Consider the following 20,934-nt stretch of genomic DNA (forward strand, 5'->3'; position numbering starts at 1 on the left):
TTTCCCATAGTTTAACTAGTAAGATCCCTGGAAGACTACCAGGTTGATAGGTCAGAGGTGTAAGTGCAGTAATGCATTAAGCTGACTGATACTAATAGATCGAGGACTTGATCAAATAAAATACACTATGCAATTTTGAGAGAATAATTCAACCTTTGAAAGGTTTTGTCAACAAAAATCTTAAGCATATCTGGTGATTATAGCTTGAAGGTAACACCCGTTCCCATTCCGAACACGAAGGTTAAGCTTCAAAGCGCCGATGGTACTGCACTGGAGACGGTGTGGAAGATTAGGTCGTTGCCAGGTAAATATTCCGCGATAGCTCAACGGTGGAGCACTCGGCTGTTAACCGATAGGTTGGAGGTTCGAATCCTCTTCGCGGAGCCATTTTTATTTTTTGATAAGTTACATAATTATATTTTTTATATATACCCTATGCTTTAAAAGAAGCATAGGGTATTTTTAATTTTTTGAAATGTAATTAATATAAAAGTAATATAGTTACTGATTTTATAATAATAATGTTATTAGGTAGCAGTAATAAAAAATTAACTAATAATTCTGAATATTTTGGAATATGTAGAGGAATTTTAACTAAAATATAGAATATAATTACTAAACTAATAAGTTATCCATAAAGGGGGAATCAGTATGAAAGATTATAATGTCCAAAACTTGAGGAACATAGCTTTTATAGGGCACAGTGGATCAGGGAAAACTACCCTTGCCGAAGCAATGCTGTACTACACTAAAACTATTGATAGATTTGGGAAAGTTGAAGATGGAAATACAATAAGTGATTATGATCCTGAAGAAAAAAGAAGGAAGATTTCTATATCTACATCAGTTTTACCCTGTGAATGGGAAAATGTAAAAATAAATATAGTAGATACACCAGGATATTTTGATTTTATAGGCGAGATGATAGAAGGTTTAAGAGCAACTGATATAGCAGTAATAGTTGTATCTGCTAGATCAGGTATAAAGGTTGGAACTGAAAAGGCTTGGAGTTATGTGAATGAAAATAATATGCCTAGAGCATTTTTTATAAATAAATTGGATACAGAAAATAGTGATTTTGAAAAAGTATTATCTCAATTGAAAGATAGTTTTGGAATATCGGTAGTACCTATTCAGTATCCTATAGGGAAAGAAAATGATTTTAAAGGTGTAATAAACGTTATATCTAGGAAGGCAAGAATTTTTAATCCTAAGACTAATCAAATGGAGGCTGCAGATATTCCAGAACAATTAATAAACAAAACTGATGAGTGTAAGAAAATGATAATGGAAGCAGTAGCTGAAACCGATGAAGTATTATTAGAAGAGTATTTATCTGAGGGTGCTTTAAGTGATGAAGAAATATATAATGGTCTTATAAAAGGGATTGAAAGTGGTGAAATTGCACCCGTACTTTGTGGTTCTGCTTATAAAGGAATAGGAATAAATACATTTTTAGAAGATATAGTAGAATGTTTCCCTTCACCAAAAGATTTAAGGCCTGTAAAAGCTAAAAAAGATGATAAAAACATTGAAGTTCCTATAGATGAAAATACACCTTTTTCTGCCTTAGTATTTAAAACTATAGCAGACCCCTTTGTTGGAAAATTATCTATTTTTAAAGTTATGAGTGGTAAGGCTAAATGTGATAGTATAGTATACAATGTAAATAAGAAAAAACAAGAGAAGATTACCTCAATGTATTTTATAAGAGGAAAGGAGCAAATACCAACATCTGAAATAATTGCAGGGGATATTGGTGCAGTTACAAAACTACAATTTACAACTACTGGTGATACCCTATGTGAAAAAGAAGATTGTAAGGTTTTTGAGGAGATTAAATTTCCTAAGCCTGTAATGTCTATGGCTATAGTTCCAAAAGCTAAAGGGGATGAAGAAAAAATATCCTCTGGATTAAATAAACTTTTAGATGAAGATCCTACTTTTAAGATAACTAGAGACGTAGAAAATGCTGATACAATTATATCAGGAGTTGGAGAAACTCATTTAGAAATAATAGCAAATAAATTAAAAACTAAGTTTGGTATAGATGTAGAACTCCAGTCTCCTAAAGTTCCTTATAGAGAAACTATAAAGAAGCAGTCAGATGTACAGGGTAAGCATAAAAAACAAAGTGGTGGTCATGGCCAATATGGGGATGTTAAGATAAAGTTCGAGCCTAGAGATGATGGAGAAGAAGATTTATTGTTTGTTGATAAGATAGTTGGAGGAGTTGTACCAAAACAATATATTCCTGCAGTTGAAAAGGGTTTAAGAGAATGTATGAAACATGGAGTTCTAGCAGGCTATCCAGTTATAGGCTTAAAGGCGACATTGTACGATGGTTCCTACCATCCAGTTGATTCTTCAGAAATGGCATTTAAAGTTGCTGCTTCTCTGGCTTACAAAAAAGGAATTCAGCAAGCTAATCCAGTTTTGCTTGAACCTATTATGCATGTTGAGGTAGAAGTACCTGATGAATATATGGGAGATATAATAGGTGATATAAATAAAAAAAGAGGAAGAGTATTAGGAATGGAGGCATCTAAAGGATTGCAAAAAATCATAGCTGAAGTTCCTATGGCAGAGATGTTTAAGTATGCTACAGACTTGAGATCTATTACTGGAGCTAGAGGAAGTTTTGAAATGAGATTTGAAAGATATGAAGAAGTACCTGCAAACGAGGCTGAAAAAATTATACAAGCTGCAAATAATAAAGAATCTTAGAAAAGCATAAAAAATGAAGAGTAACTGCAATTGAGGCGATTACTCTTCATTTTTTTAATTTATCATTAATAGTTCTTAGCTAACACTTCAAAATATCCTTGAGGATGTAGACAAGCAGGACATTTATTTGGTGCCTCAGTTCCTTCAAAGATAAATCCACAGTTGTTGCATTTCCAAAGTACAGGTTCATCTTTTTTAAATAGTTTTCCTTGTTCTAAATTAGCGAGTAGAGCTTTATATCTTTCTTCATGAGCTTTTTCAACTTTAGCGATATTTCTAAAAGCTGCAGCTATATCATTAAATCCTTCTTCCTCTGCAACGTCAGCAAAAGCAGGATATAATTCTGTCCATTCTTCATTTTCACCACTAGCAGCATAAGCTAAATTAGCTTTTGTATCGCTTAATCCAACAGGATATGATGCATTAACGTCTAGCGGTGCGCCATTAAGACTTTCATCTTCTAATATAAATTTTAAAAATCTTTTAGCATGTTCTTTTTCATTGTCAGCTGTTTCAGTAAATATATTTGATATTTGAACATATCCTTCTTTTTTTGCTTGAGATGCGTAATAAGTATATTTCATTCTAGCTTGAGATTCACCAGCAAAAGCTTTCATCAGGTTTTCTACGGTTTTAGTTCCTTTTAGATTTTTCACAAACAATCCCCCTTTAATTAAATTAGGTCTTTAATAAATTGTACCATTAGTAGATACAAATATCAATTAATGAAATATTATTTTGTATATATTAATATTTACTAGGCATTTATATTCTCTATGCAAGCTTCTGATAGGAATATTTAATATTGAAATACAAAAAATAAGGTGAAAGAAACTAACTAAGCTAAGAAGGAGAAAAGTATGTCAGAATATCATTTAGATATTGTTGGAAAAATTAACTTAGGCGATTACAGCAAAATACATGATTATATGGGAATGGTAGATACAAATGATAAGGTTATGATAACTCTTGACAGCAGCAGTATAGAAAGTTCAGATATTATATACAATATACTGCAAAATAACAATTTTAATATTGATTTTAAAGGAGGAAATAAAGATGGCAAATTATATATCACAGCTTCCAGAAACAAAAGGTAATACTATAAATATTCCTCATTTTTATGAAAATAATAATATAACTGCTGCTAGAAGCTATCAAACTATGGGAGATATGGATTTAGGAATTCCAAGTGTACATTCTGTAGCTCAAGCATATGAACAAAACGAAAAATTAAAAGAAGTTATAAGCAAAAACTTATTTTAATCCATTATAATTAATAAAAGTCTTTATGCCAAAAGGTATAAAGACTTTTTTATTTAATTATTGACAATTATGGCTACAAAATGGTATCATTTATTTAAACTTAGTTTAGCGTAATAAAGTATTAAATTAATAAAGTGGGGCGGTAATATGGGGAAATGGAAGAGATATATACCGGAAGGAATGAAGGATATTTTATTTGAAGAGTGTGAGATGAAATTAGAAATAGAGAAAACATTGAGAAAAATCTATAAGTACAACGGGTTTTCTGAGATAACTTCTCCTACACTAGAATTTTATGATGTATTTAATTCAAGTAATCAGCCTATTGCACAAGAAAAGATGTATAAATTGTTTGATAATTCAGGAAGAATATTGGTTTTAAAGCCGGATATGACCACTCCTATAGCAAGAATTATTTCCACTAAATTAAAGGAAAGTGTTTATCCAATAAAGCTTTGTTATACATCAAATATATTTAGGATAACTGAGGACTTAAATGGTAAAATGAGCGAAATTACTCAATCAGGAATAGAAGTAATAGGAAGTAAGAATTTGAAGTCAGATGCAGAAGTGATAATAACAGCTATAAGAGCACTTCTAAGTTTAGGAATTAGGAATTTTAAGATAGAATTAGGGCAGGCAGACTTTTTTAAAGGGCTGGTTGAGAATATAGAATTTGATGATGAAGAGATGGAAAAATTGAAAAGGCTGATTGAAAACAAGAGCTATGTTACTTTATGTAACTTTTTAGAGGATAAGAAATGTGAGATTGGGGAGGGAAATATTAATATTCTAAAAAAACTTCCTCTGCTGTTTGGTGATGTTGAAATAATTGATAAGGCAAGACAGCTTACAAAGAATGAGAAGTCACTTAAAGCATTGGACAATGTTTATAAAATTTATAATATTATAGATGAAATAGGACTAAGTTCATATATATCTATCGATCTTGGGATGATACAAAATATTGATTATTATACTGGGATAATATTTAAGGCTTATGTTGATGAGGTTGGAGAGGATATCTTAAGCGGAGGAAGATATGATAATTTGATAAAAGAATTTGGACTAGATCTTCCTGCAACAGGTTTTGCTATAAATGTAGACAATATTATGATGACTTTAAAAAGGCAGAAGATTTTTAAGCCTAAAAAAGAAAAAAGGGTACTTGTATATTGTAAGGAAAATTATTTAAAAAAAGCATATGAGCTTGTGAATAAAATTCAAGATATGAAAGTAGTATGTGAAATAAGTTTATTTGATGATGAAGAGAAATCTTTACAATATGGAGTTAAAAGAAATATGGATGAGATGATTACTTTTACTTCAGAGGAAGAAATTAGACTATATAAGTTAAAAGATGGAGAAGTAAAAAATATAAATTTTAAGGATTTTAAAATAGAATTTAATTGAATAAGGGGGCAAGGGGCAATTGAAGAAGATAAAAATAGCATTAACAAAGGGAAGGTTAGAAAAACATGCTATTAATATATTTAAATCCATTGGGGTAAATGTAAAGGAATTAGAGGACAAGGGGCGAAAGCTTGTATTTCACTGTAAGAATGAAGATTATGATATAGATTTTTTTCTCGTAAAGGCACCGGATGTTACAACTTATGTTGAATATGGGGCAGCAGATATAGGTATTGTAGGTAAAGATACCTTGATGGAAAAAAACAAACAATTTTATGAGGTATTAGATTTGAAAGTTGGAAAGTGCAAATTTTCTCTAGCAGCTTTACCAGGGTTTGATATAAATAAAGGATATAATAGAAAGAAAATAGCTACCAAGTATCCAGAAGTGGCAAGGGAGTATTTTAGAAAAAAGGAGATAGATGTTGAACTTATTAAAATAGAGGGTTCAGTAGAGCTAGCACCTATAGTTGGACTTGCTGATGCTATTGTGGATATAGTTGAAACAGGTACTACATTAAGAGAAAATGGACTACTTATATTTGAAGATATATGTGATATAAGTGCGAGAATGATAGTGAATAAAGCAAGTATGAAAACAAAGAGAGAGGAAATTGGAGATTTAATAGATAAGGTTAGCAGGGTAATAGCTTAAATAAGAAGGGGGACATAGAGATGATGGAGATAGTAAAAATAGATAAAAATAATAAAGAATACTATATTAATAATTTAAAAAATAGAGGAGAAAGTGTGCAGAGGAATATAATCTTAGCTGTGGATAATATTTTAGATGATGTGAAGCAAAACGGGGACAGTGCTGTAGTAAAATACACAAATAAGTTCGATAGTGAAGTAATTAATGCACAAAATATGAAAGTAACTGTGGATGAAATCAAAAAAGCTTATGAAACTGTGGATAAAAATTTTATATCAGCTATAAAGAAAGCTAAAGAAAATATTGAGTTTTATCACGAGAAACAAAAACAAAGATCTTGGATGGTTACAAAAGAAGATGGCATAATGCTTGGTCAGCAAGTAAGACCCCTTGATGTAGTTGGTATATATGTTCCAGGTGGTACAGCTGCATATCCTTCTTCGGTGATGATGAACACAATTCCTGCTAAGGTTGCTGGAGTGAAAAAGGTGGTTATGGTAACACCTCCATCAAAAGACGGAGGCATAAATCCAAATATTTTAGTAGCTGCGGATATTGCAGGAGTGGATGAGATATATAAGGTGGGAGGAGCTCAAGGAATAGGAGCACTTGCCTATGGAACTAAAACCATACCTAAAGTAGATAAGATAGTAGGACCAGGAAACATATATGTTGCTATGGCTAAAAGAAGTGTTTATGGTTTTGTAGATATTGATATGATTGCAGGTCCTAGTGAAATACTGATTATTGCAGATGAAAGGGGAGATGCAAAGCTTATAGCAGCGGATTTAATGTCTCAAGCTGAACATGATGTGCTTGCTTCTTCAACTTTAGTTACTACATCTGAGGAATTAGCCCTTAAAGTAAAGGAAGAACTAGAAATACAAGTGGAAGGTTTATCAAGAAAGGATATAATAAAAACTTCCCTTAAAAATTATGGAATGATTTTTATTGTGAAAGATATTGATGATGCCATAGATGTAGCTAATACTATTGCTCCAGAACATTTAGAGGTTATGGTGGAGGAACCATTCTTAATCCTAGGAGAAATTAAAAATGCAGGTTCTATATTCTTAGGAAAGTTTGCACCAGAACCATTAGGAGATTATATGGCTGGTCCAAATCATGTACTACCAACCAGCGGAAGTGCAAGGTTTTTTTCACCTCTATCAGTAGATGATTATGTTAAAAAGTCAAGTTTCATCTATTACTCAGAGACAGGACTATCTAAAGTTAAAGATGACATAATTACTATAGCCGAGACAGAAGGATTAACAGCTCATGCAAACTCTATAAAGGTAAGGTTTCAATAAGATTAATTAGCTAATCCACAATGGTCCTAGCTATTAAAAAAGGGGGAAAGGTAGTTTTGGTAAATAGAGAGTCACAGGTATATAGAAAGACAAAAGAAACGGAAATAGACATAACTCTTAACTTAGATGGTGAAGGCAAATATGATATAAACACAGGAATAGGTTTTTTTGATCATATGCTAAATCTAATGACAAAGCATGGGCTGTTAGATTTGAAAATTGAGGCTAATGGTGATTTGGAAGTAGATGCGCACCATACCGTAGAGGATGTGGGAATAGTTTTGGGGCAGTGTTTTAAAAAAGCTTTAGGGGATAAGACAGGAATTAAAAGATATGGAACTTCTTTTGTTCCAATGGACGAAACCTTAGCTTCTGTATCAATAGATATAAGCGGAAGACCTTTCCTTGTGTTTAACTGTGATTTTACTGTGGATAAGATGGGACAAATGGACACGGAGCTGGTTGAAGAATTTTTAAGAGCCTTTGCTTTTAATGCAGAAATAACTCTTCACGGAAGAATTTTATATGGAAAGAATAATCATCATATGATAGAAGCCATATTCAAGGCTTTAGGCAGAGCTATTAGAGAAGCTGTGGATATAGATGGAAGGATAAAAGGAGTAATGTCCACTAAAGGAAGCTTGTAAGCTAAGTGAAGGCACTAAAAAGTGGAAAGTTGAGGCGTTGAAGCACAAGTTGAGAGTTTACAGCGGAGAAAAGAGTTTAGAGAGTTTAGGGGGGCAAAGATGATTGCTATAGTGGATTATGGAATAGGAAATTTAAGAAGTGTGGAAAATGCTTTGGATTTATTAGGCATAGATTCCATTATTACAGATGATAAAGAAAAAATATTAAACAGTGATGGAATAATACTTCCTGGGGTAGGAGCTTTTCCTGATGCTATAGATAATATAAGAAAGCATGGAATAGATAAGATTTTAGAAAAAGCAGTTATGGAAGATAAGCCGCTTCTTGGAATATGTCTTGGAATGCAGCTTTTGTTTGAGGAAAGCGAAGAAGGAGAGTTAAGCAAAGGGCTTGGATTTTTAAAAGGGAAGATAAGGCCTTTAAAAACTAACTTGAAGGTTCCCCATATGGGATGGAATAATTTAAAGTTCTATAAAGATAGTAAAATCCTAAGAGGAATAGATGAGGGGAGTTATGTGTATTTTGTTCATTCCTATTATGCAGAAGTTGGGGAGGAAGGAATATTGAATGCCTATGCTGAGTATGGAGTTATAGTACCTGGGGTAGTAAGTAAAGGAAACATATTCGGTATGCAATTTCATCCAGAAAAAAGTGGAGACGTAGGACTTAAAATGCTGAAGAACTTTGGGGAGATGATTAAATGATTATTTTACCAGCTATAGATTTGAAAGATGGAAAATGCGTAAGGCTTTATAAAGGTGACTTTAATAAGAGTGAAGTAGTATCGGAAAGCCCACTAGAGACGGCATTTAAGTTTAAAAAGGAGGGTGCTGAGTTCATTCATATGGTGGATTTAGACGGTGCACTAAAGGGTAAAGGAGTAAATTATGACATTGTTTCTAAAATTATAAAAGAAGTTAATGTGCCTGTTGAACTTGGCGGCGGCATAAGAGATATGGAAACAATTGAATTTTTAATAAATATTGGAGTAAGCAGGGTAATACTTGGCACAGCAGCCCTTAACAATTCTCAACTTGTAAAATCAGCAGTTAATAAATATGGAGAAAAGATTGCAGTAGGAATAGATGCAAAGAATGGATATGCAGCTGTTGATGGTTGGACTAATGTAAGTATAATCAATTATATAGATTTTGCAGTAGAAATGGAGAGAATAGGGGTTAAAACTATTATATTTACTGATATAAGCAAAGATGGCACACTTCAAGGACCAAATCTAGAACAGCTTGAAGAACTTGGACAAAGTGTAAGGTGCAATATAATAGCTTCTGGAGGTATAAAAAGCATAGAGGATTTAAAAAATCTTAAAAAAATGGGGCTGTATGGAGCTATTACTGGTAAGGGAATATACTCAGGAAATATAGATTTAAAAGAAGCTATAAATTTGTGTAGATAGTATGTGAAAGACAAGGGGGTTAATCATGAGTAAGTATTGGAGTAAAATTACTGCAGCAATAGAACCTTATGTTTATGGGGAGCAGCCTAAAGGCAGAAAGTATATAAAATTAAATACAAATGAAAGTCCATATTCTCCATCTCCAAAGGTATTAGAGGCAATAAAAAGGGCTGCAAATTCTAATTTAAGATTATATCCAGATCCTGATTGTGAGGAGTTAAGAGAAATCATTGCTAATTATTATAGTATAAACAAAAATGAAGTTTTTATTGGAAATGGTTCTGATGAAGTTTTAGCCTTATCTTTTTTAACTTTTTTTAATCCCGGAGATACTATTATTTTCCCAGAGATTAGTTATAGTTTTTATCCTGTTTATGCTGAGTTGTATGGCATAAACTATATAAATGCAAAATTAGAAGATGATTTTTCAATACAGGTTAGCGATTTCTTTAGGGAAAATGGAGGGATTGTAATTCCAAATCCTAACGCACCAACAGGAAGATATATGGATGCAGAAGAAATTAAAAGAATTTTAGAATTTAATTCTCATAGGGTAGTTATAATTGATGAGGCGTATATAGATTTTGGAGGGACTTCAGTAGTTAGTCTCATAAAAGATTATCCAAACCTTCTTGTAATACAGACCTTATCTAAATCTCGTTCCCTAGCAGGAATTCGATTAGGATTTGCTATTGGGCAGGAAGAACTTATAAATGGATTAAATAGAATAAAAAATTCCTTTAATTCTTATACCATAGATAGAGTTGCAGCGGCTGCTGGAGTAGAGGCTATAAAGGATGAGAAGTATTTTAAAGAATGTGTGTCAAAGATAGTTAGTACAAGGGAAAAAGTCACCGCAGAACTAAGAGAGCTTGGATTTAATGTTGTACCTTCTAAGGCAAACTTTATTTTTGCATCTCATGCTTTGTATAATGCAGGTGAACTATTTGCTAGATTAAAGGAAAAAGGTGTATTAGTAAGGCATTTTAATAAAGAAAAAATAGATAACTATTTGAGAATAAGCATAGGCTCTGAAGAAGAAATGGAAACTTTCATAGAAATAGTTAAAGAGATTATGAATGAGCTTAAAAATAATTAAATTTCAAAGATGATTCATAAAAAAGAGGTGAAGTTATTGCTTACGAAGAGAATAATACCATGTCTTGATGTGGACATGGGAAGGGTTGTTAAAGGGGTTAACTTTGTAAATTTAAAAGATGTGGGAGACCCGGTTTCTATTGCTGAATTTTATAATAAAGAAGGTGCAGATGAACTGGTATTCCTTGATATTACAGCGACTCATGAAGGAAGAAGTACTATGGTTGATGTGGTTAGAAGAACTGCGGAAAAGGTATTTATACCTCTTACAGTAGGAGGAGGAATTAGAGCCATAGAGGATTTTAAAGAAATTTTAAGGGCTGGAGCGGATAAGGTATCTATAAATTCTTCAGCTATAAGAAATCCTAATTTAATACAGGAAGCGTCAAAAAAGTTTGGAAGTCAGTGTGTAGTGGTAGCTATAGACGCTAAAAAAAGAGAAGACGGCTCAGGATGGAATGTATTTATAAATGGAGGAAGAATAGATACTGGATTAGATGCATTAGAGTGGTCAAAAAAAGTTGAGAAATTAGGTGCAGGAGAAATTCTTTTAACTAGCATGGATGCAGATGGAACAAAAAAAGGATACGATATAGAACTTACAGATGCAGTATGTAAAGTTGTAAATATTCCTGTTATAGCTTCTGGAGGCTGTGGAAAGCTTGAAGATTTTTCAGAAGTATTCAAAAAGAGCAGGGCAGATGCGGCCTTAGCGGCATCATTATTTCATTTTAGGGAGCTTACCATAAGACAAGTTAAGGAGTATCTGAAAAAAGAAAATATAGATGTAAGACTTTAAGGTCAGTGGAGGCATTAAAGTGCCAGTGGAAAGTGGAGAATGGAAAAAGGAAGTTTAGAGTTTAGGAAGTTTTTGGGGGATTTAGGATGAATAGAGAAGAATTGTTAGAAGCAGTGGATTTTGAAAAGGGGGATGGATTGGTTCCTGCTGTTGTTCAAGATTTTGAGAACGGAGAGGTTTTAATGTTGGGTTATATGAATAGAGAGTCTTTGAATAAGACAATAGATACAGGGACTACTTGGTTTTGGAGTAGGTCAAGACAAGAGTTTTGGAACAAAGGGGCAACCTCAGGACACTATCAGTATGTAAAGTCAATTAGTTTAGATTGCGATGGGGATACTATTTTAGTTAGAGTTGAGCAAATTGGAGCAGCCTGTCACACAGGAAATAGAAGTTGCTTTTATAGAGAATTACAAAAATAGCTATCTAGTGTAACTAATCTAGCGTATCTAATATCTCAAGAACTGGCTATTGAAAAAAAGGGGGAGTATATAGATGAGAGATATGGATGTTTTACAAGGGTTATTTGAAGTTATAAAGGATAGAAAAGAGAATCTAATAGAAGGATCTTACACTAATTATCTATTTGAAAAGGGATTGGATAAAATACTAAAGAAGGTTGGAGAAGAGAGTACAGAGGTTGTTATTGCTGCAAAGAACAGTAATAAAGAAGAATTTGTAAATGAAATATGCGATTTAACATATCATATTCTAGTACTTATGGTAGAGAAGGGTGTAGAACTCCATGAGATTAAGAAGGAGCTAGAAAAGAGAAGAGAAAAAATAGGAAATAAGAAGAAGGAAAGAAGGGAAATTGAGAATATATAGTGAAAAAGTTATCTACAGTATTGCATAATGTAAAAAAGTAACACATACACTGTGTATGTGTTACTAAAGATGATATTTTATAATACAGGGGAAAGAAGTCTTGAAATAGATTCTTTAAATTTAATATATAAAGACCTTTTTGCGTATAAGTCTTTAGTTATCTCTGTGCAATCATGAATATCTTTTTCAAATATATCTTCTAAGGATTTAGATATATTATTATCATATATAAAGGCATTAACTTCAAAGTTCAGTTTAAAGCTTCGCACATCCATATTAGCAGTACCTACGGAAGATACATTGCCGTCAACTGTCATAACCTTGCTGTGAATAAATCCTTTATCATAAGTGTAACTGCGGACTCCGGTTTTTAATAGTTCTCCTATATATGAAAGAGATGCCCAATAAACAAAGGGGTGATCTGGTTTGTTAGGAACCATGATTCTTACATCAACTCCAGATAAAGAAGCTATTTTTAGAGCCTCTAAAATGCTTTCATCTGGTATGAAATAAGGTGTTTGGATATATATATTTTTTTTTGCAGATTGAATCATCTTGAGGTATCCATTCTTTATTTGCTCCCATTCAGAGTCCGGACCACTAGAAACAATTTGAATTCCGATTTTCCCATCAGAAATAACTTGAGGAAAATAGTCCTTATCGAATGTTATCTTTTCTTGAGAAGCGTAACGCCAATCTAGCAAAAACCTTTGCTGAAGAGAAGCTACAGCACTTCCAATTATTTTTATATGAGTATCTCTCCAATATCCAAATCTTTTATTTTTTCCTAAGTACTCATCACCAATATTAAATCCACCAACAAAGGCTTCTTTACCGTCAACAACTACTATTTTTCTATGATTTCGATAATTTACACGTATATTTATTAAAGGAAGAAGGGAAGGAAAAAAGCAGGCTACTTTTCCACCAGCATTCTTTAACTTATCAAAAAAGTGACTTGGAAGGCTTCTGCAGCCCATGGCATCATATAAAAGCCTAACTTCCACTCCTTCAGCAGCCTTTTTTGTTAATGCATTAATTACTTTGTTTCCAATTTTATCGTTCTTAATAATATAGTAAATTATATGAATATGATGTTGAGCTTTTTCAATAGAATTCAATAAAGAGTTAAATTTATCATGACCATTAGTATATATCTCCACTTTATTGTCCTGAGTAAATACAGATTGACTATTAGTCAGATGCATGTATACCATGTCTTTATACTTAACCATTTCTTTATCATAAAATTCCATGGTATCTTCTGAAAGTTGTTTTCCCTGAATAAGAAGTTTTTTGTGAAACCTATCTTCCTCGGTTTTTAAATTAAACATTTTCCTTCTGCTTAAATCTTGACCAAGGAGAAGATAAAGTATAAATCCTATACCAGGTATTAAAATTAAAACCATTAACCAAGCCCAAGTAGCAGAAGGATTTCGACGTTCGAAAAAAATAATTAAAAGTGCAAAAATGAGATTTAAAAATGTTAATACTCTTAATATAGCAAATATATAATGCATATCTCATTCATCCTCCATTATATTCAAGCAAACACTATATTAATGTCTACATCCACTACAAGAACTACAGTTTCCTTTAGAGTCACATCCGGATCTGCAGCTAGAGCAATCTCTTGATACAGGATTGACATGAGTAGTTTTTATCATAAAAGAAGAATTCTCATATTTAAGCTCAATGGATTTTATATTGCGTATGAGTTCTTCATCATATATAAATATTATATCATCTATGTTTTGTGATATATATTTTTCTTTATATTCAAAATCATCTAAATATATTTCAACATTAGAGCTTTTGCAGCAGCCTTTATAATAAGATAGCCTTATGCAGGAATAATCCTTGCTATTAGCCTCTAGCAGCTTCTTTAACTCTCTATAGGCCTCTTTAGATAATACTATTTTTAATAGTTTATTCAATTAATCATCTCCTTGCTACATTAGAGGTTTATTTTTAGTATTTGTAAATATAATAAGTTTAGATATTATTCTATCATATTTTATAAGAAAAAAACTTTAAATATAAGAAATAAAATTATATTTTAATAAGATAAAGTATAAAAAATGATAAAATATACATAAGTATTTAAATATAGGAGGAATTAATATGAATTCAAGTAAAACACTTTATCCAGTCATGGTGAAAGGAAAGTACGGATACATAGATAATAAGGGAAATCTAGTTATTGATGCAAAGTTTGATTATGTAGAGGAGTTTGATGAAGACTTAGCCATAGTAGGTATAGGTGGAAAGCTAGGTTTTATAAATAAAAATGGAGAATTTGTAATAGAACCTAGATTTAAGTCAGCTAATAATTTTAGCGAAGGTTTAGCAGCAGTTCAAGTTGTATATCAGTGGGGATATATAGATGTGGAGGGAAAAGAAGTAATTCCATTTAATTTTATTGATGCATACAGCTTTAGTGATGGTGTGGCTTTAGTTCAAATTGGAGGAAAACAAGGATACATAGATAAGAGTGGAAACATAATAATAGAGCCTAAATATAATTATGCTCACAGCTTTAGCGAAGGATTAGCGGTTGTTGACATGAATAGAAAATATGGATATATAGACAAAACAGGAAAAACCATAATAGCTGCTAAATATATGGTTGCAAATGATTTTAGTGAAGGGTTAGCAGCGGTTACAACCAATAATGGATGTGGATTCATAAATAAGTCTGGGGAGATGGTTATAGAGCCTCAATATGAAGAAACAGATGACTTTTATGATGGATATGCAGCAGTATGCAAAGACGAAAAGTATGGTTATATTGATAAAAATGGAAGTGTAGTCATTCCTATTAAATACGATAATGTAGATGTAATAAGTGAGGGGCTAATAGGAGTACAAATAGGAGAAAAGTGGGGGTATATAGATATGTCCTCTAACATGATAATAGAACCTAAATTTGATGAAGCTTATGAGTTTATAAATGGCGTAGCTATGGTTGAGGTAAATGACAAAATAGGTTATATAGATAGGAATGGAAATTATATATGGGAGCCTCAAAAGTAAAGACACAAAATAAGTTTAAATTATTCTAAGATAAAATATAAAGTAGTTCTAAGTTGAAGCAGAAACTAAGGGGTATCATACTTTCTGCTTCAATTTAATGTAAAATTAATTATACTAATCTAAGCATGTTGATAGGCATTCTTCTATAACATCTTGTGTAATTTGAAAGTCATTTTTAACATCATTTTCTTTAGTTTTTTCAAGTGATTGCTTTGAAATACTAATGTCATTGACTTTGTTAGATTCCTTCATAATATCTTTCCCTCCTGTTTATAAATATAAGTTCTAGAAGCGTAATATATGAATAATATATACAATTAAATATATAATAATTCATAATTAATTAGAAATATATTCCATATTATATGCTTTATGAAACATATGTGCAACTAATATTTTAATTAATTGGAAAAAAATATTTAATATGGAATTTAAGAGGAGAACATATATATGAATGTCAATATGGCAAGTTATATAAAAAACTTAATAAAAGGAAGAAAAACAGATTAAATATAGAGTATTAAATTCATATAGTTCATAATAAAATTGCTATAAAAAAATTTGTAGAGTATAATATGCAAAGTACAATATGTTGTGGTTGGAGGAATTTGGTATGCTATATGTGGTTAAGAGAGACGGAAGACGAGTACAATTTGATTCTACAAAGATAACCAATGCTATAAAGGGCTCTGCGGAAGAAATAGCTTTTAACTTAAAGGAAAGTGAAGCAATAGAACTTACGCAAAAGGTTATAGAACAAATTGAAAAAAAGAAAGTGACTGAAATAACAGTAGAAGAAATTCAAAATATTGTAGAGAATGTTCTACAAGAAAATGGATGTGAAGTGATTTGGCGAACTTATTGCAACTACAGAAGAGAAAGAACAAAAATTAGAGAAAAGAAATCAGATTTAATGAAGGTTATAGAACGTATAGGAATTGAGACAGATAGAGATAATGCAAATGTTGGAAATAACTTTAGTTCTAAACTTCTTAGAATAGCTAGTGAAGCTAATAAGTGGCATAATCTAGGAATGATGCCTAAGCATTTAGCCAAACTTCATGAAAACGGGGATTTATATTATCATGATTTGGACTCGTACAATTTGACTATAAATTGTTTAAATATAGAAACAGGAAAAATCTTAAATAGAGGATTTAATACAGGCTATGGCACAATTCTTCCTGCAAAGAGAATAGAATCTGCTGCGGAATTATCTTGTATACTGCTTCAGAGCACACAAAATGATATGTTCGGTGGACAATCTCATGCTAATTTTGATAATGATATGGCTCCTTTTATAGGCATGAGCAGAAAAGAAATAAGGAATGAATATAAAGAGTATTTTGGAGACATAGAAAATCTAGATGAAATAGTGGAGAAAAAGCTAGAAAAAGTGGTTCGTCAAGCCATGCAGGGGATTGTATATAACTTAAACACTATGCATTCAAGAGCAGGAAGTCAGGTTCCTTTCAGTTCTATTAATCTTGGACTTCCAGAAAGCGAAGATGCAGCTATGGTAGATAGAATATTTTTAGAGGAATATGAAAAGGGTCTAGGGAAAGGAGAACAGCCTATATTCCCTAATATAATATTTAGAGTAAAAAAAGGAGTTAATAGAGAGCCGGATGATCCTTATTATTACTTATATAAACTAGCTTGTAGGGTTGCGAGCAAAAGAATGAATCCTATGTTTATGAATTTAGACGCCGATTTCAATAAGGAATATTACGATAAAGGTGTAATTGCTGCTACAATGGGATGCAGAACATATATAATGTCTAATGTAAATGGGGAGCCAGGACCTGCAGGGCGCGGGAATATAGCTCCTACTACAATAAACTTGCCTAGAATAGGTATATTGGCAAAGGGAGATATAAATAGATTCTTCTCTTTATTAGATAACAGATTAGAGCTTGCTAGAGAGTCATTACTCCATAGATATAGTGTACTTAAGAGATTAAAAGTAAAAGATTTGCCTTTTGTAGCTGGAGAACATTTAATGCGTGGTTCAGAAAATTTAAGTTCAGAGGACTCTATAGAGCCAATATTAAGACAAGGTACTTGGGGAATAGGATTTATAGGTCTTGCAGAAACGCTAGTTGCTTTAGTCGGTAAACATCACGGAGAGGATAAAGAAGCTCATAAATTAGGTATTAAGATTGTTTCTCATATAAGAGAATTCTGTGATAAATATAGAGAAGTAGATAAGCTTAACTGGTCATGTTATGCAACGCCTGCAGAAGGACTTTCAGGAAAGTTTATCTTACAGGATCAAGGAGTTTTCGGAAAAATAAAAGGAGTTACAGATAAAAACTATTATACAAATAGCTATCATATTCCTGTATGGTATAAGATTTCGATTAAAGATAAGATAGATTTAGAAGCACCTTTCCATAAAATATGCAATGGAGGACATATAACATATATTGAAATGGACGGATATCCAGAACCAGAAGATGTAAAAGCTATAATAGACTATGCTTATAAAAACACTAATATAAGTTACATGGGAATCAATTTTCATATGAGATATTGTAGAGACTGTGGTGAAAGGATAGAGAATACTGAAACTAACTGTCCTAAATGTGGAAGTTATAATATTCAAGGAGTATCAAGGGTTACAGGATATTTATCATTAGATGAGAGATTTGGTGCTGGAAAGGTTGCTGAACGTGCAGATAGGCTTTCTCATAATGATGAAAAACATATAAATACTTATAAAATTTAGTTGGAGTGGGTTCAATGAAGTTACGTGTAGCTGGATTTCTAGATAATACTACAGTAAATGGTGAAGGATTGAGAAGTGCGGTTTTTTTATCGGGATGTAATCATAATTGTGAGGGCTGTCATAACAAGCCTATGCAGGACTTTAATTATGGAGAAGATATAGATATAAAAGATATTATCGATAGAATACAGTCGAATATGCCTTTAATCAGAGGAGTAACCTTTTCAGGAGGAGAGCCTTTTGAGCAGGCAGATAAACTTTCCATCTTGGCAAAAGATATAAAAGATATGGGACTCAGCTTATGGTCCTATACAGGTTATACCTTTGAGGAAATTATAAACAGCGGTGATAAATACAAATTAAAACTATTGAAAATGCTAGATGTTCTCATAGACGGAAGATTTGAAAAAGACTTGGCACAAGGAGCTCATAAATATACGGGATCAAGAAATCAGAGAATTATAAATGTTAAAGAAAGTGTAGCAGCTAAAAAAGTAATTATGTGGGAGAAGATAAATAAAGTATGATATAGCTTAATTTTTATTATTATAGTAACTTCCCCACACTTATATAATTAAAGTGTTAAATATTCGATTTAAATGGAATGACTATTCCTTTATTATTTCTGCTGCATTTTTTATGTTTAATTAGGTTTTTTATAATTGAATAGTGGCACTTGCACCACTCGTCATTAGGGTCTATTTCATAGGCCCTTTTTATTGTAATAAAAGCGTTATCATAATCTTCTAGGTCTACGTATGTTAGAGCTTTTCCTATATAAGCGTCAACCTTATTTTTTTCTAAGCTTATAGCTTTTGAATAAACTTCTAAGGCTTCTTCATGGTTGCAGCAAGCAGTTAAAAGTTCAGCTTTTTCACAGTAGGCTTCATAAAAATAAGGATTTAATTCTATACATTTATCATAGCATTCAATGGCTTCCTGTATCTGTGACAGCTGAGTTAAAATATAAGCTTTCTTATAATAGACTAAAAAATCATTTTTTCTTTGTTCTAGTACTTTGTTACAAAATTTCAGTGCTTTTGTAAAGTTACCTCTCATTGTATATATTTCTATCATATTCATGTAGCCTCTATATGAATTAGCGTTCATTTTAAGATATTTTTTTATACACTTTTCAGCTTCTTCAATTTCAAACATTTTCATGTATGCCTCACCTTTAGTTAAATAGGTATCCGCATAGTTTATATTAAGTTCTAAAGCTTTATCAAATTTTTCAAAAGCTTCATCGATTCTATTGCTGTTAAATAATTTTTTCCCTTCTGACAGATACTTTAAAATCTTTTCTTCCAACAATTCAGCTGTTTTCACATTTTCATTCATATATATCCCTCCTATAATAAGGTATTATTAACATTATTGACCTAGAACAGATTTTTAAAACCTTAAAGTTTATAAAATTATAATTATTTTTATATTGCCAAGAATAGTAAAAGAGGGTGTATAATAGGTGGTATAAAAATATATGGCTAAACTTTAAATAGAAGATTATTATTACATCGTTTTTTAAAAGAATAGTTTAGAGGTTCACTACAGGAAAGGAGATAAACAATGAATATAAACAAGAAAATTGATGAATTTAAGGAAGACATAATAACATCTACTCAAGAATTGGTTAGAATTAAAAGTGTAAGAGGAGAAAGAGGAGAGAAAACACCTTTTGGCAAAGGCCCATATGAGGCTTTAAAGTATTGCTTGGATTTATGCGACAAATTAGGCCTTAAGACTGTAAATTTAGATAATTATATAGGTTACGCTGAGTATGGCGAAGGAGAAGATTATGTTGCTGTTTTAGGTCATGTTGATGTAGTTCCTGAGGGAGATGGATGGATTTATCCACCATATGGGGCAGAAATTCATGATGAAAAGATATTTGGAAGAGGTACTATGGATGATAAGGGGCCAGTAATAGCGAGTATTTATGGCCTTAAAGCAATAAAGGACTTAGGGCTTAAAACTTCAAAGAAAATAAGAATTATTTTTGGTACAGATGAGGAAACGGGAAGTGGAGAAGAAATAGAATATTATTTTAAGAAAGAAAAAGCACCTGTATCAGGGTTTACTCCTGATGGAGAATATCCAATTATAAATGGGGAAAAGGGATTAACTACCTTTGATTTAGTTAAAAAACTTAATTATAAAGGTCAAGAAAATTCTATAAAGTATATAAGAGGCGGACAAAAGGCTAATATGGTTCCAGACTATTGTGAAGCTGGAATATTAATAAATGATGCAAATATAGTTATGAATGCTGCAAAAGAGTTTGTGGATAAAACAGGTTATGATATAAGCGTTGAAGGAAAAGATGAAGTTGTAGTTGTAAAATCAAGGGGAGTATCAGCCCACGGTAGCCTTCCAGAGCTAGGAAAGAACGCTATAATGCAGCTTTTTGCTTTTCTTTCAGAATTGCCATTAGAGAATAGTGACTTATTTAGATTTATAAAGTTTATGAATGAGCATATTGGCATGGAAGTTCACGGAGAATCTTTTGGTGTATCATTTGAAGATGAGGTTTCAGGAAAATTATCCTTCAATGTAGGAGTAATAAGGACAAATGAGGATGAAGTAAGATTAACATTAAATCTTAGATATCCTGTAACTTGCAAATATGAAGATATGCTTGATGGATTAAACAAAACTTTAAAGGATACTGGAATTACTATAGAAAATATGTCACACCAAAAGCCGCTATATTTTCCTAAGGATCATGAAGTAATAAGAACTTTATCTAAGGTTTATGAGGAACAAACAGGAGAAAAAGCAGAGCTTCTATCCATAGGTGGAGGCACTTATGCAAAGGAAATGCCTAATATAGTTGCCTTTGGACCTATATTTCTAGGAGAAGAAGACCTTGATCATCAAGCTAATGAATATATAAAAATAAAACATTTGATTAAAAATGCTAAAATATACGCTCATGCTATGTATGAACTTGCTAAATAGGTTTAAGATTATAAGATATATTATAGTTAACTTAAAGTATTGAAG

The 20,934-nt window shown here is 31.9% G+C and carries 22 protein-coding genes, 1 tRNA gene and 2 rRNA genes; 20 read left to right on the forward strand and 5 right to left on the reverse strand.

What is annotated here, in order from left to right; translation table 11 throughout:
- From CPAL_RS01570 to fusA, 4 genes are all read left to right on the forward strand, one after another.
- A 23S ribosomal RNA gene (locus CPAL_RS01570) occupies nt 1-115 on the forward strand; the annotation flags it as partial.
- A 74-nt stretch (nt 116-189) separates the two neighbouring features.
- Nucleotides 190-306: ribosomal RNA gene (gene rrf, locus CPAL_RS01575) — 5S ribosomal RNA — on the forward strand.
- Between the two features lie 6 nt (nt 307-312).
- Nucleotides 313-387, forward strand: a tRNA-Asn gene (locus tag CPAL_RS01580).
- A 264-nt stretch (nt 388-651) separates the two neighbouring features.
- The gene (gene fusA, locus CPAL_RS01585; protein ID WP_106023983.1) at nt 652-2,727 is read left to right on the forward strand and encodes an elongation factor G; all 2,076 of its coding nucleotides are present in this window, start codon (nt 652-654) and stop codon (nt 2,725-2,727) included.
- A gap of 65 nt (nt 2,728-2,792) precedes the next feature.
- On the opposite strand, the gene rbr is transcribed toward fusA, so the two are convergent.
- Nucleotides 2,793-3,383, reverse strand: coding sequence for a rubrerythrin (gene rbr, locus CPAL_RS01590; RefSeq protein WP_061858339.1), 591 nt, complete (start codon nt 3,381-3,383; stop codon nt 2,793-2,795).
- A gap of 204 nt (nt 3,384-3,587) precedes the next feature.
- Here rbr and CPAL_RS01595 point away from each other — a divergent pair, with 204 nt between their 5' ends.
- The 12 genes from CPAL_RS01595 (at nt 3,588) to hisE (ending at nt 12,161) form a co-directional block, all read left to right on the forward strand.
- Nucleotides 3,588-3,827, forward strand: coding sequence for a hypothetical protein (locus CPAL_RS01595; RefSeq protein WP_061858340.1), 240 nt, complete (start codon nt 3,588-3,590; stop codon nt 3,825-3,827).
- The gene (locus tag CPAL_RS01600; protein ID WP_106023984.1) at nt 3,787-3,993 is read left to right on the forward strand and encodes a hypothetical protein; all 207 of its coding nucleotides are present in this window, start codon (nt 3,787-3,789) and stop codon (nt 3,991-3,993) included. The genes CPAL_RS01595 and CPAL_RS01600 overlap by 41 nt, the downstream gene beginning before the upstream one ends.
- Before the next feature lie 147 nt (nt 3,994-4,140).
- A complete protein-coding gene (locus CPAL_RS01605) occupies nt 4,141-5,406 on the forward strand; it encodes an ATP phosphoribosyltransferase regulatory subunit (RefSeq protein WP_061858342.1) in 1,266 nt (421 codons plus the stop codon).
- A gap of 19 nt (nt 5,407-5,425) precedes the next feature.
- Nucleotides 5,426-6,061 carry an ATP phosphoribosyltransferase gene (gene hisG / locus CPAL_RS01610; RefSeq protein WP_061858343.1) on the forward strand — a complete coding sequence of 212 codons (636 nt, stop codon included), beginning with the start codon at nt 5,426-5,428 and terminating at the stop codon, nt 6,059-6,061.
- Between the two features lie 20 nt (nt 6,062-6,081).
- Nucleotides 6,082-7,374 (forward strand): histidinol dehydrogenase, encoded by a 1,293-nt coding sequence (hisD, locus tag CPAL_RS01615; protein WP_106023985.1) that lies wholly within the window; start codon nt 6,082-6,084, stop codon nt 7,372-7,374.
- A 56-nt stretch (nt 7,375-7,430) separates the two neighbouring features.
- A complete protein-coding gene (hisB, locus tag CPAL_RS01620; protein WP_420535945.1) occupies nt 7,431-8,021 on the forward strand; it encodes an imidazoleglycerol-phosphate dehydratase HisB in 591 nt (196 codons plus the stop codon).
- Nucleotides 8,022-8,120: 99 nt separating this feature from the next.
- The gene (gene hisH / locus CPAL_RS01625; RefSeq protein WP_061858345.1) at nt 8,121-8,726 is read left to right on the forward strand and encodes an imidazole glycerol phosphate synthase subunit HisH; all 606 of its coding nucleotides are present in this window, start codon (nt 8,121-8,123) and stop codon (nt 8,724-8,726) included.
- The gene (gene hisA, locus CPAL_RS01630) at nt 8,723-9,436 is read left to right on the forward strand and encodes a 1-(5-phosphoribosyl)-5-[(5-phosphoribosylamino)methylideneamino]imidazole-4-carboxamide isomerase (protein ID WP_061858346.1); all 714 of its coding nucleotides are present in this window, start codon (nt 8,723-8,725) and stop codon (nt 9,434-9,436) included. Before hisH ends, hisA begins: the two co-directional genes overlap by 4 nt.
- A gap of 25 nt (nt 9,437-9,461) precedes the next feature.
- Nucleotides 9,462-10,535 (forward strand): histidinol-phosphate transaminase, encoded by a 1,074-nt coding sequence (gene hisC, locus CPAL_RS01635; RefSeq protein WP_061858347.1) that lies wholly within the window; start codon nt 9,462-9,464, stop codon nt 10,533-10,535.
- 36 nt (nt 10,536-10,571) lie between these two features.
- The gene (gene hisF / locus CPAL_RS01640) at nt 10,572-11,333 is read left to right on the forward strand and encodes an imidazole glycerol phosphate synthase subunit HisF (protein WP_106023987.1); all 762 of its coding nucleotides are present in this window, start codon (nt 10,572-10,574) and stop codon (nt 11,331-11,333) included.
- 86 nt (nt 11,334-11,419) lie between these two features.
- Complete coding sequence (gene hisI, locus CPAL_RS01645; protein WP_061858349.1) at nt 11,420-11,755, forward strand: phosphoribosyl-AMP cyclohydrolase; 336 nt, start codon at nt 11,420-11,422, stop codon at nt 11,753-11,755.
- A gap of 73 nt (nt 11,756-11,828) precedes the next feature.
- On the forward strand, nt 11,829-12,161 hold the full coding sequence (gene hisE / locus CPAL_RS01650) for a phosphoribosyl-ATP diphosphatase (protein WP_061858350.1): 333 nt from the start codon (nt 11,829-11,831) through the stop codon (nt 12,159-12,161).
- Between the two features lie 77 nt (nt 12,162-12,238).
- On the opposite strand, the gene cls is transcribed toward hisE, so the two are convergent.
- Nucleotides 12,239-13,681, reverse strand: coding sequence for a cardiolipin synthase (cls, locus tag CPAL_RS01655; protein WP_061858351.1), 1,443 nt, complete (start codon nt 13,679-13,681; stop codon nt 12,239-12,241).
- A gap of 39 nt (nt 13,682-13,720) precedes the next feature.
- Nucleotides 13,721-14,098 carry a hypothetical protein gene (locus CPAL_RS01660; RefSeq protein ID WP_061858352.1) on the reverse strand — a complete coding sequence of 126 codons (378 nt, stop codon included), beginning with the start codon at nt 14,096-14,098 and terminating at the stop codon, nt 13,721-13,723.
- A gap of 187 nt (nt 14,099-14,285) precedes the next feature.
- On the opposite strand from CPAL_RS01660, the gene CPAL_RS01665 reads away from it, so the two are divergent.
- Nucleotides 14,286-15,197, forward strand: a complete 912-nt coding sequence (locus CPAL_RS01665; RefSeq protein WP_106023988.1) for a WG repeat-containing protein — start codon at nt 14,286-14,288, stop codon at nt 15,195-15,197.
- 114 nt (nt 15,198-15,311) lie between these two features.
- On the opposite strand, the gene CPAL_RS13820 is transcribed toward CPAL_RS01665, so the two are convergent.
- Nucleotides 15,312-15,449: a hypothetical protein gene (locus tag CPAL_RS13820; RefSeq protein ID WP_156473378.1), complete on the reverse strand. Its 138-nt coding sequence runs from the start codon at nt 15,447-15,449 to the stop codon at nt 15,312-15,314.
- A gap of 361 nt (nt 15,450-15,810) precedes the next feature.
- Between CPAL_RS13820 and nrdD the strand changes: the two genes are divergently transcribed.
- Nucleotides 15,811-17,928, forward strand: a complete 2,118-nt coding sequence (nrdD, locus tag CPAL_RS01670; protein WP_061858354.1) for an anaerobic ribonucleoside-triphosphate reductase — start codon at nt 15,811-15,813, stop codon at nt 17,926-17,928.
- Nucleotides 17,929-17,942: 14 nt separating this feature from the next.
- A complete protein-coding gene (gene nrdG, locus CPAL_RS01675; protein WP_061858355.1) occupies nt 17,943-18,455 on the forward strand; it encodes an anaerobic ribonucleoside-triphosphate reductase activating protein in 513 nt (170 codons plus the stop codon).
- Nucleotides 18,456-18,510: 55 nt separating this feature from the next.
- Here the strand turns inward: nrdG and CPAL_RS01680 are convergent, their stop codons facing one another.
- The gene (locus CPAL_RS01680; protein WP_061858356.1) at nt 18,511-19,269 is read right to left on the reverse strand and encodes a tetratricopeptide repeat protein; all 759 of its coding nucleotides are present in this window, start codon (nt 19,267-19,269) and stop codon (nt 18,511-18,513) included.
- 228 nt (nt 19,270-19,497) lie between these two features.
- Here CPAL_RS01680 and pepV point away from each other — a divergent pair, with 228 nt between their 5' ends.
- Nucleotides 19,498-20,889, forward strand: a complete 1,392-nt coding sequence (pepV, locus tag CPAL_RS01685; RefSeq protein ID WP_106023989.1) for a dipeptidase PepV — start codon at nt 19,498-19,500, stop codon at nt 20,887-20,889.
- The last annotated feature ends 45 nt before the right edge of the window (nt 20,890-20,934 follow it).

It is taken from the genome of Clostridium thermopalmarium DSM 5974 (genome assembly GCF_002995795.1).
GTDB classification, from domain to species: Bacteria; Bacillota; Clostridia; order Clostridiales; family Clostridiaceae; genus Clostridium_H; species Clostridium_H thermopalmarium.

Bases quoted from the DNA above. Each gene is read 5' to 3' on its own strand.
- fusA (WP_106023983.1), top strand. From the start codon at position 652: ATGAAAGATTATAATGTCCAAAACTTGAGGAACATAGCTTTTATAGGG.
- CPAL_RS01595 (WP_061858340.1), top strand. From the start codon at position 3,588: ATGTCAGAATATCATTTAGATATTGTTGGAAAAATTAACTTAGGCGAT.
- CPAL_RS01600 (WP_106023984.1), top strand. From the start codon at position 3,787: ATGGCAAATTATATATCACAGCTTCCAGAAACAAAAGGTAATACTATA.
- CPAL_RS01605 (WP_061858342.1), top strand. From the start codon at position 4,141: ATGGGGAAATGGAAGAGATATATACCGGAAGGAATGAAGGATATTTTA.
- hisD (WP_106023985.1), top strand. From the start codon at position 6,082: ATGATGGAGATAGTAAAAATAGATAAAAATAATAAAGAATACTATATT.
- hisH (WP_061858345.1), top strand. From the start codon at position 8,121: ATGATTGCTATAGTGGATTATGGAATAGGAAATTTAAGAAGTGTGGAA.
- hisA (WP_061858346.1), top strand. From the start codon at position 8,723: ATGATTATTTTACCAGCTATAGATTTGAAAGATGGAAAATGCGTAAGG.
- hisC (WP_061858347.1), top strand. From the start codon at position 9,462: ATGAGTAAGTATTGGAGTAAAATTACTGCAGCAATAGAACCTTATGTT.
- hisI (WP_061858349.1), top strand. From the start codon at position 11,420: ATGAATAGAGAAGAATTGTTAGAAGCAGTGGATTTTGAAAAGGGGGAT.
- hisE (WP_061858350.1), top strand. From the start codon at position 11,829: ATGAGAGATATGGATGTTTTACAAGGGTTATTTGAAGTTATAAAGGAT.
- cls (WP_061858351.1), bottom strand. From the start codon at position 13,681: ATGCATTATATATTTGCTATATTAAGAGTATTAACATTTTTAAATCTC.
- CPAL_RS01665 (WP_106023988.1), top strand. From the start codon at position 14,286: ATGAATTCAAGTAAAACACTTTATCCAGTCATGGTGAAAGGAAAGTAC.
- CPAL_RS13820 (WP_156473378.1), bottom strand. From the start codon at position 15,449: ATGAAGGAATCTAACAAAGTCAATGACATTAGTATTTCAAAGCAATCA.
- nrdD (WP_061858354.1), top strand. From the start codon at position 15,811: ATGCTATATGTGGTTAAGAGAGACGGAAGACGAGTACAATTTGATTCT.
- nrdG (WP_061858355.1), top strand. From the start codon at position 17,943: ATGAAGTTACGTGTAGCTGGATTTCTAGATAATACTACAGTAAATGGT.
- CPAL_RS01680 (WP_061858356.1), bottom strand. From the start codon at position 19,269: ATGAATGAAAATGTGAAAACAGCTGAATTGTTGGAAGAAAAGATTTTA.
- pepV (WP_106023989.1), top strand. From the start codon at position 19,498: ATGAATATAAACAAGAAAATTGATGAATTTAAGGAAGACATAATAACA.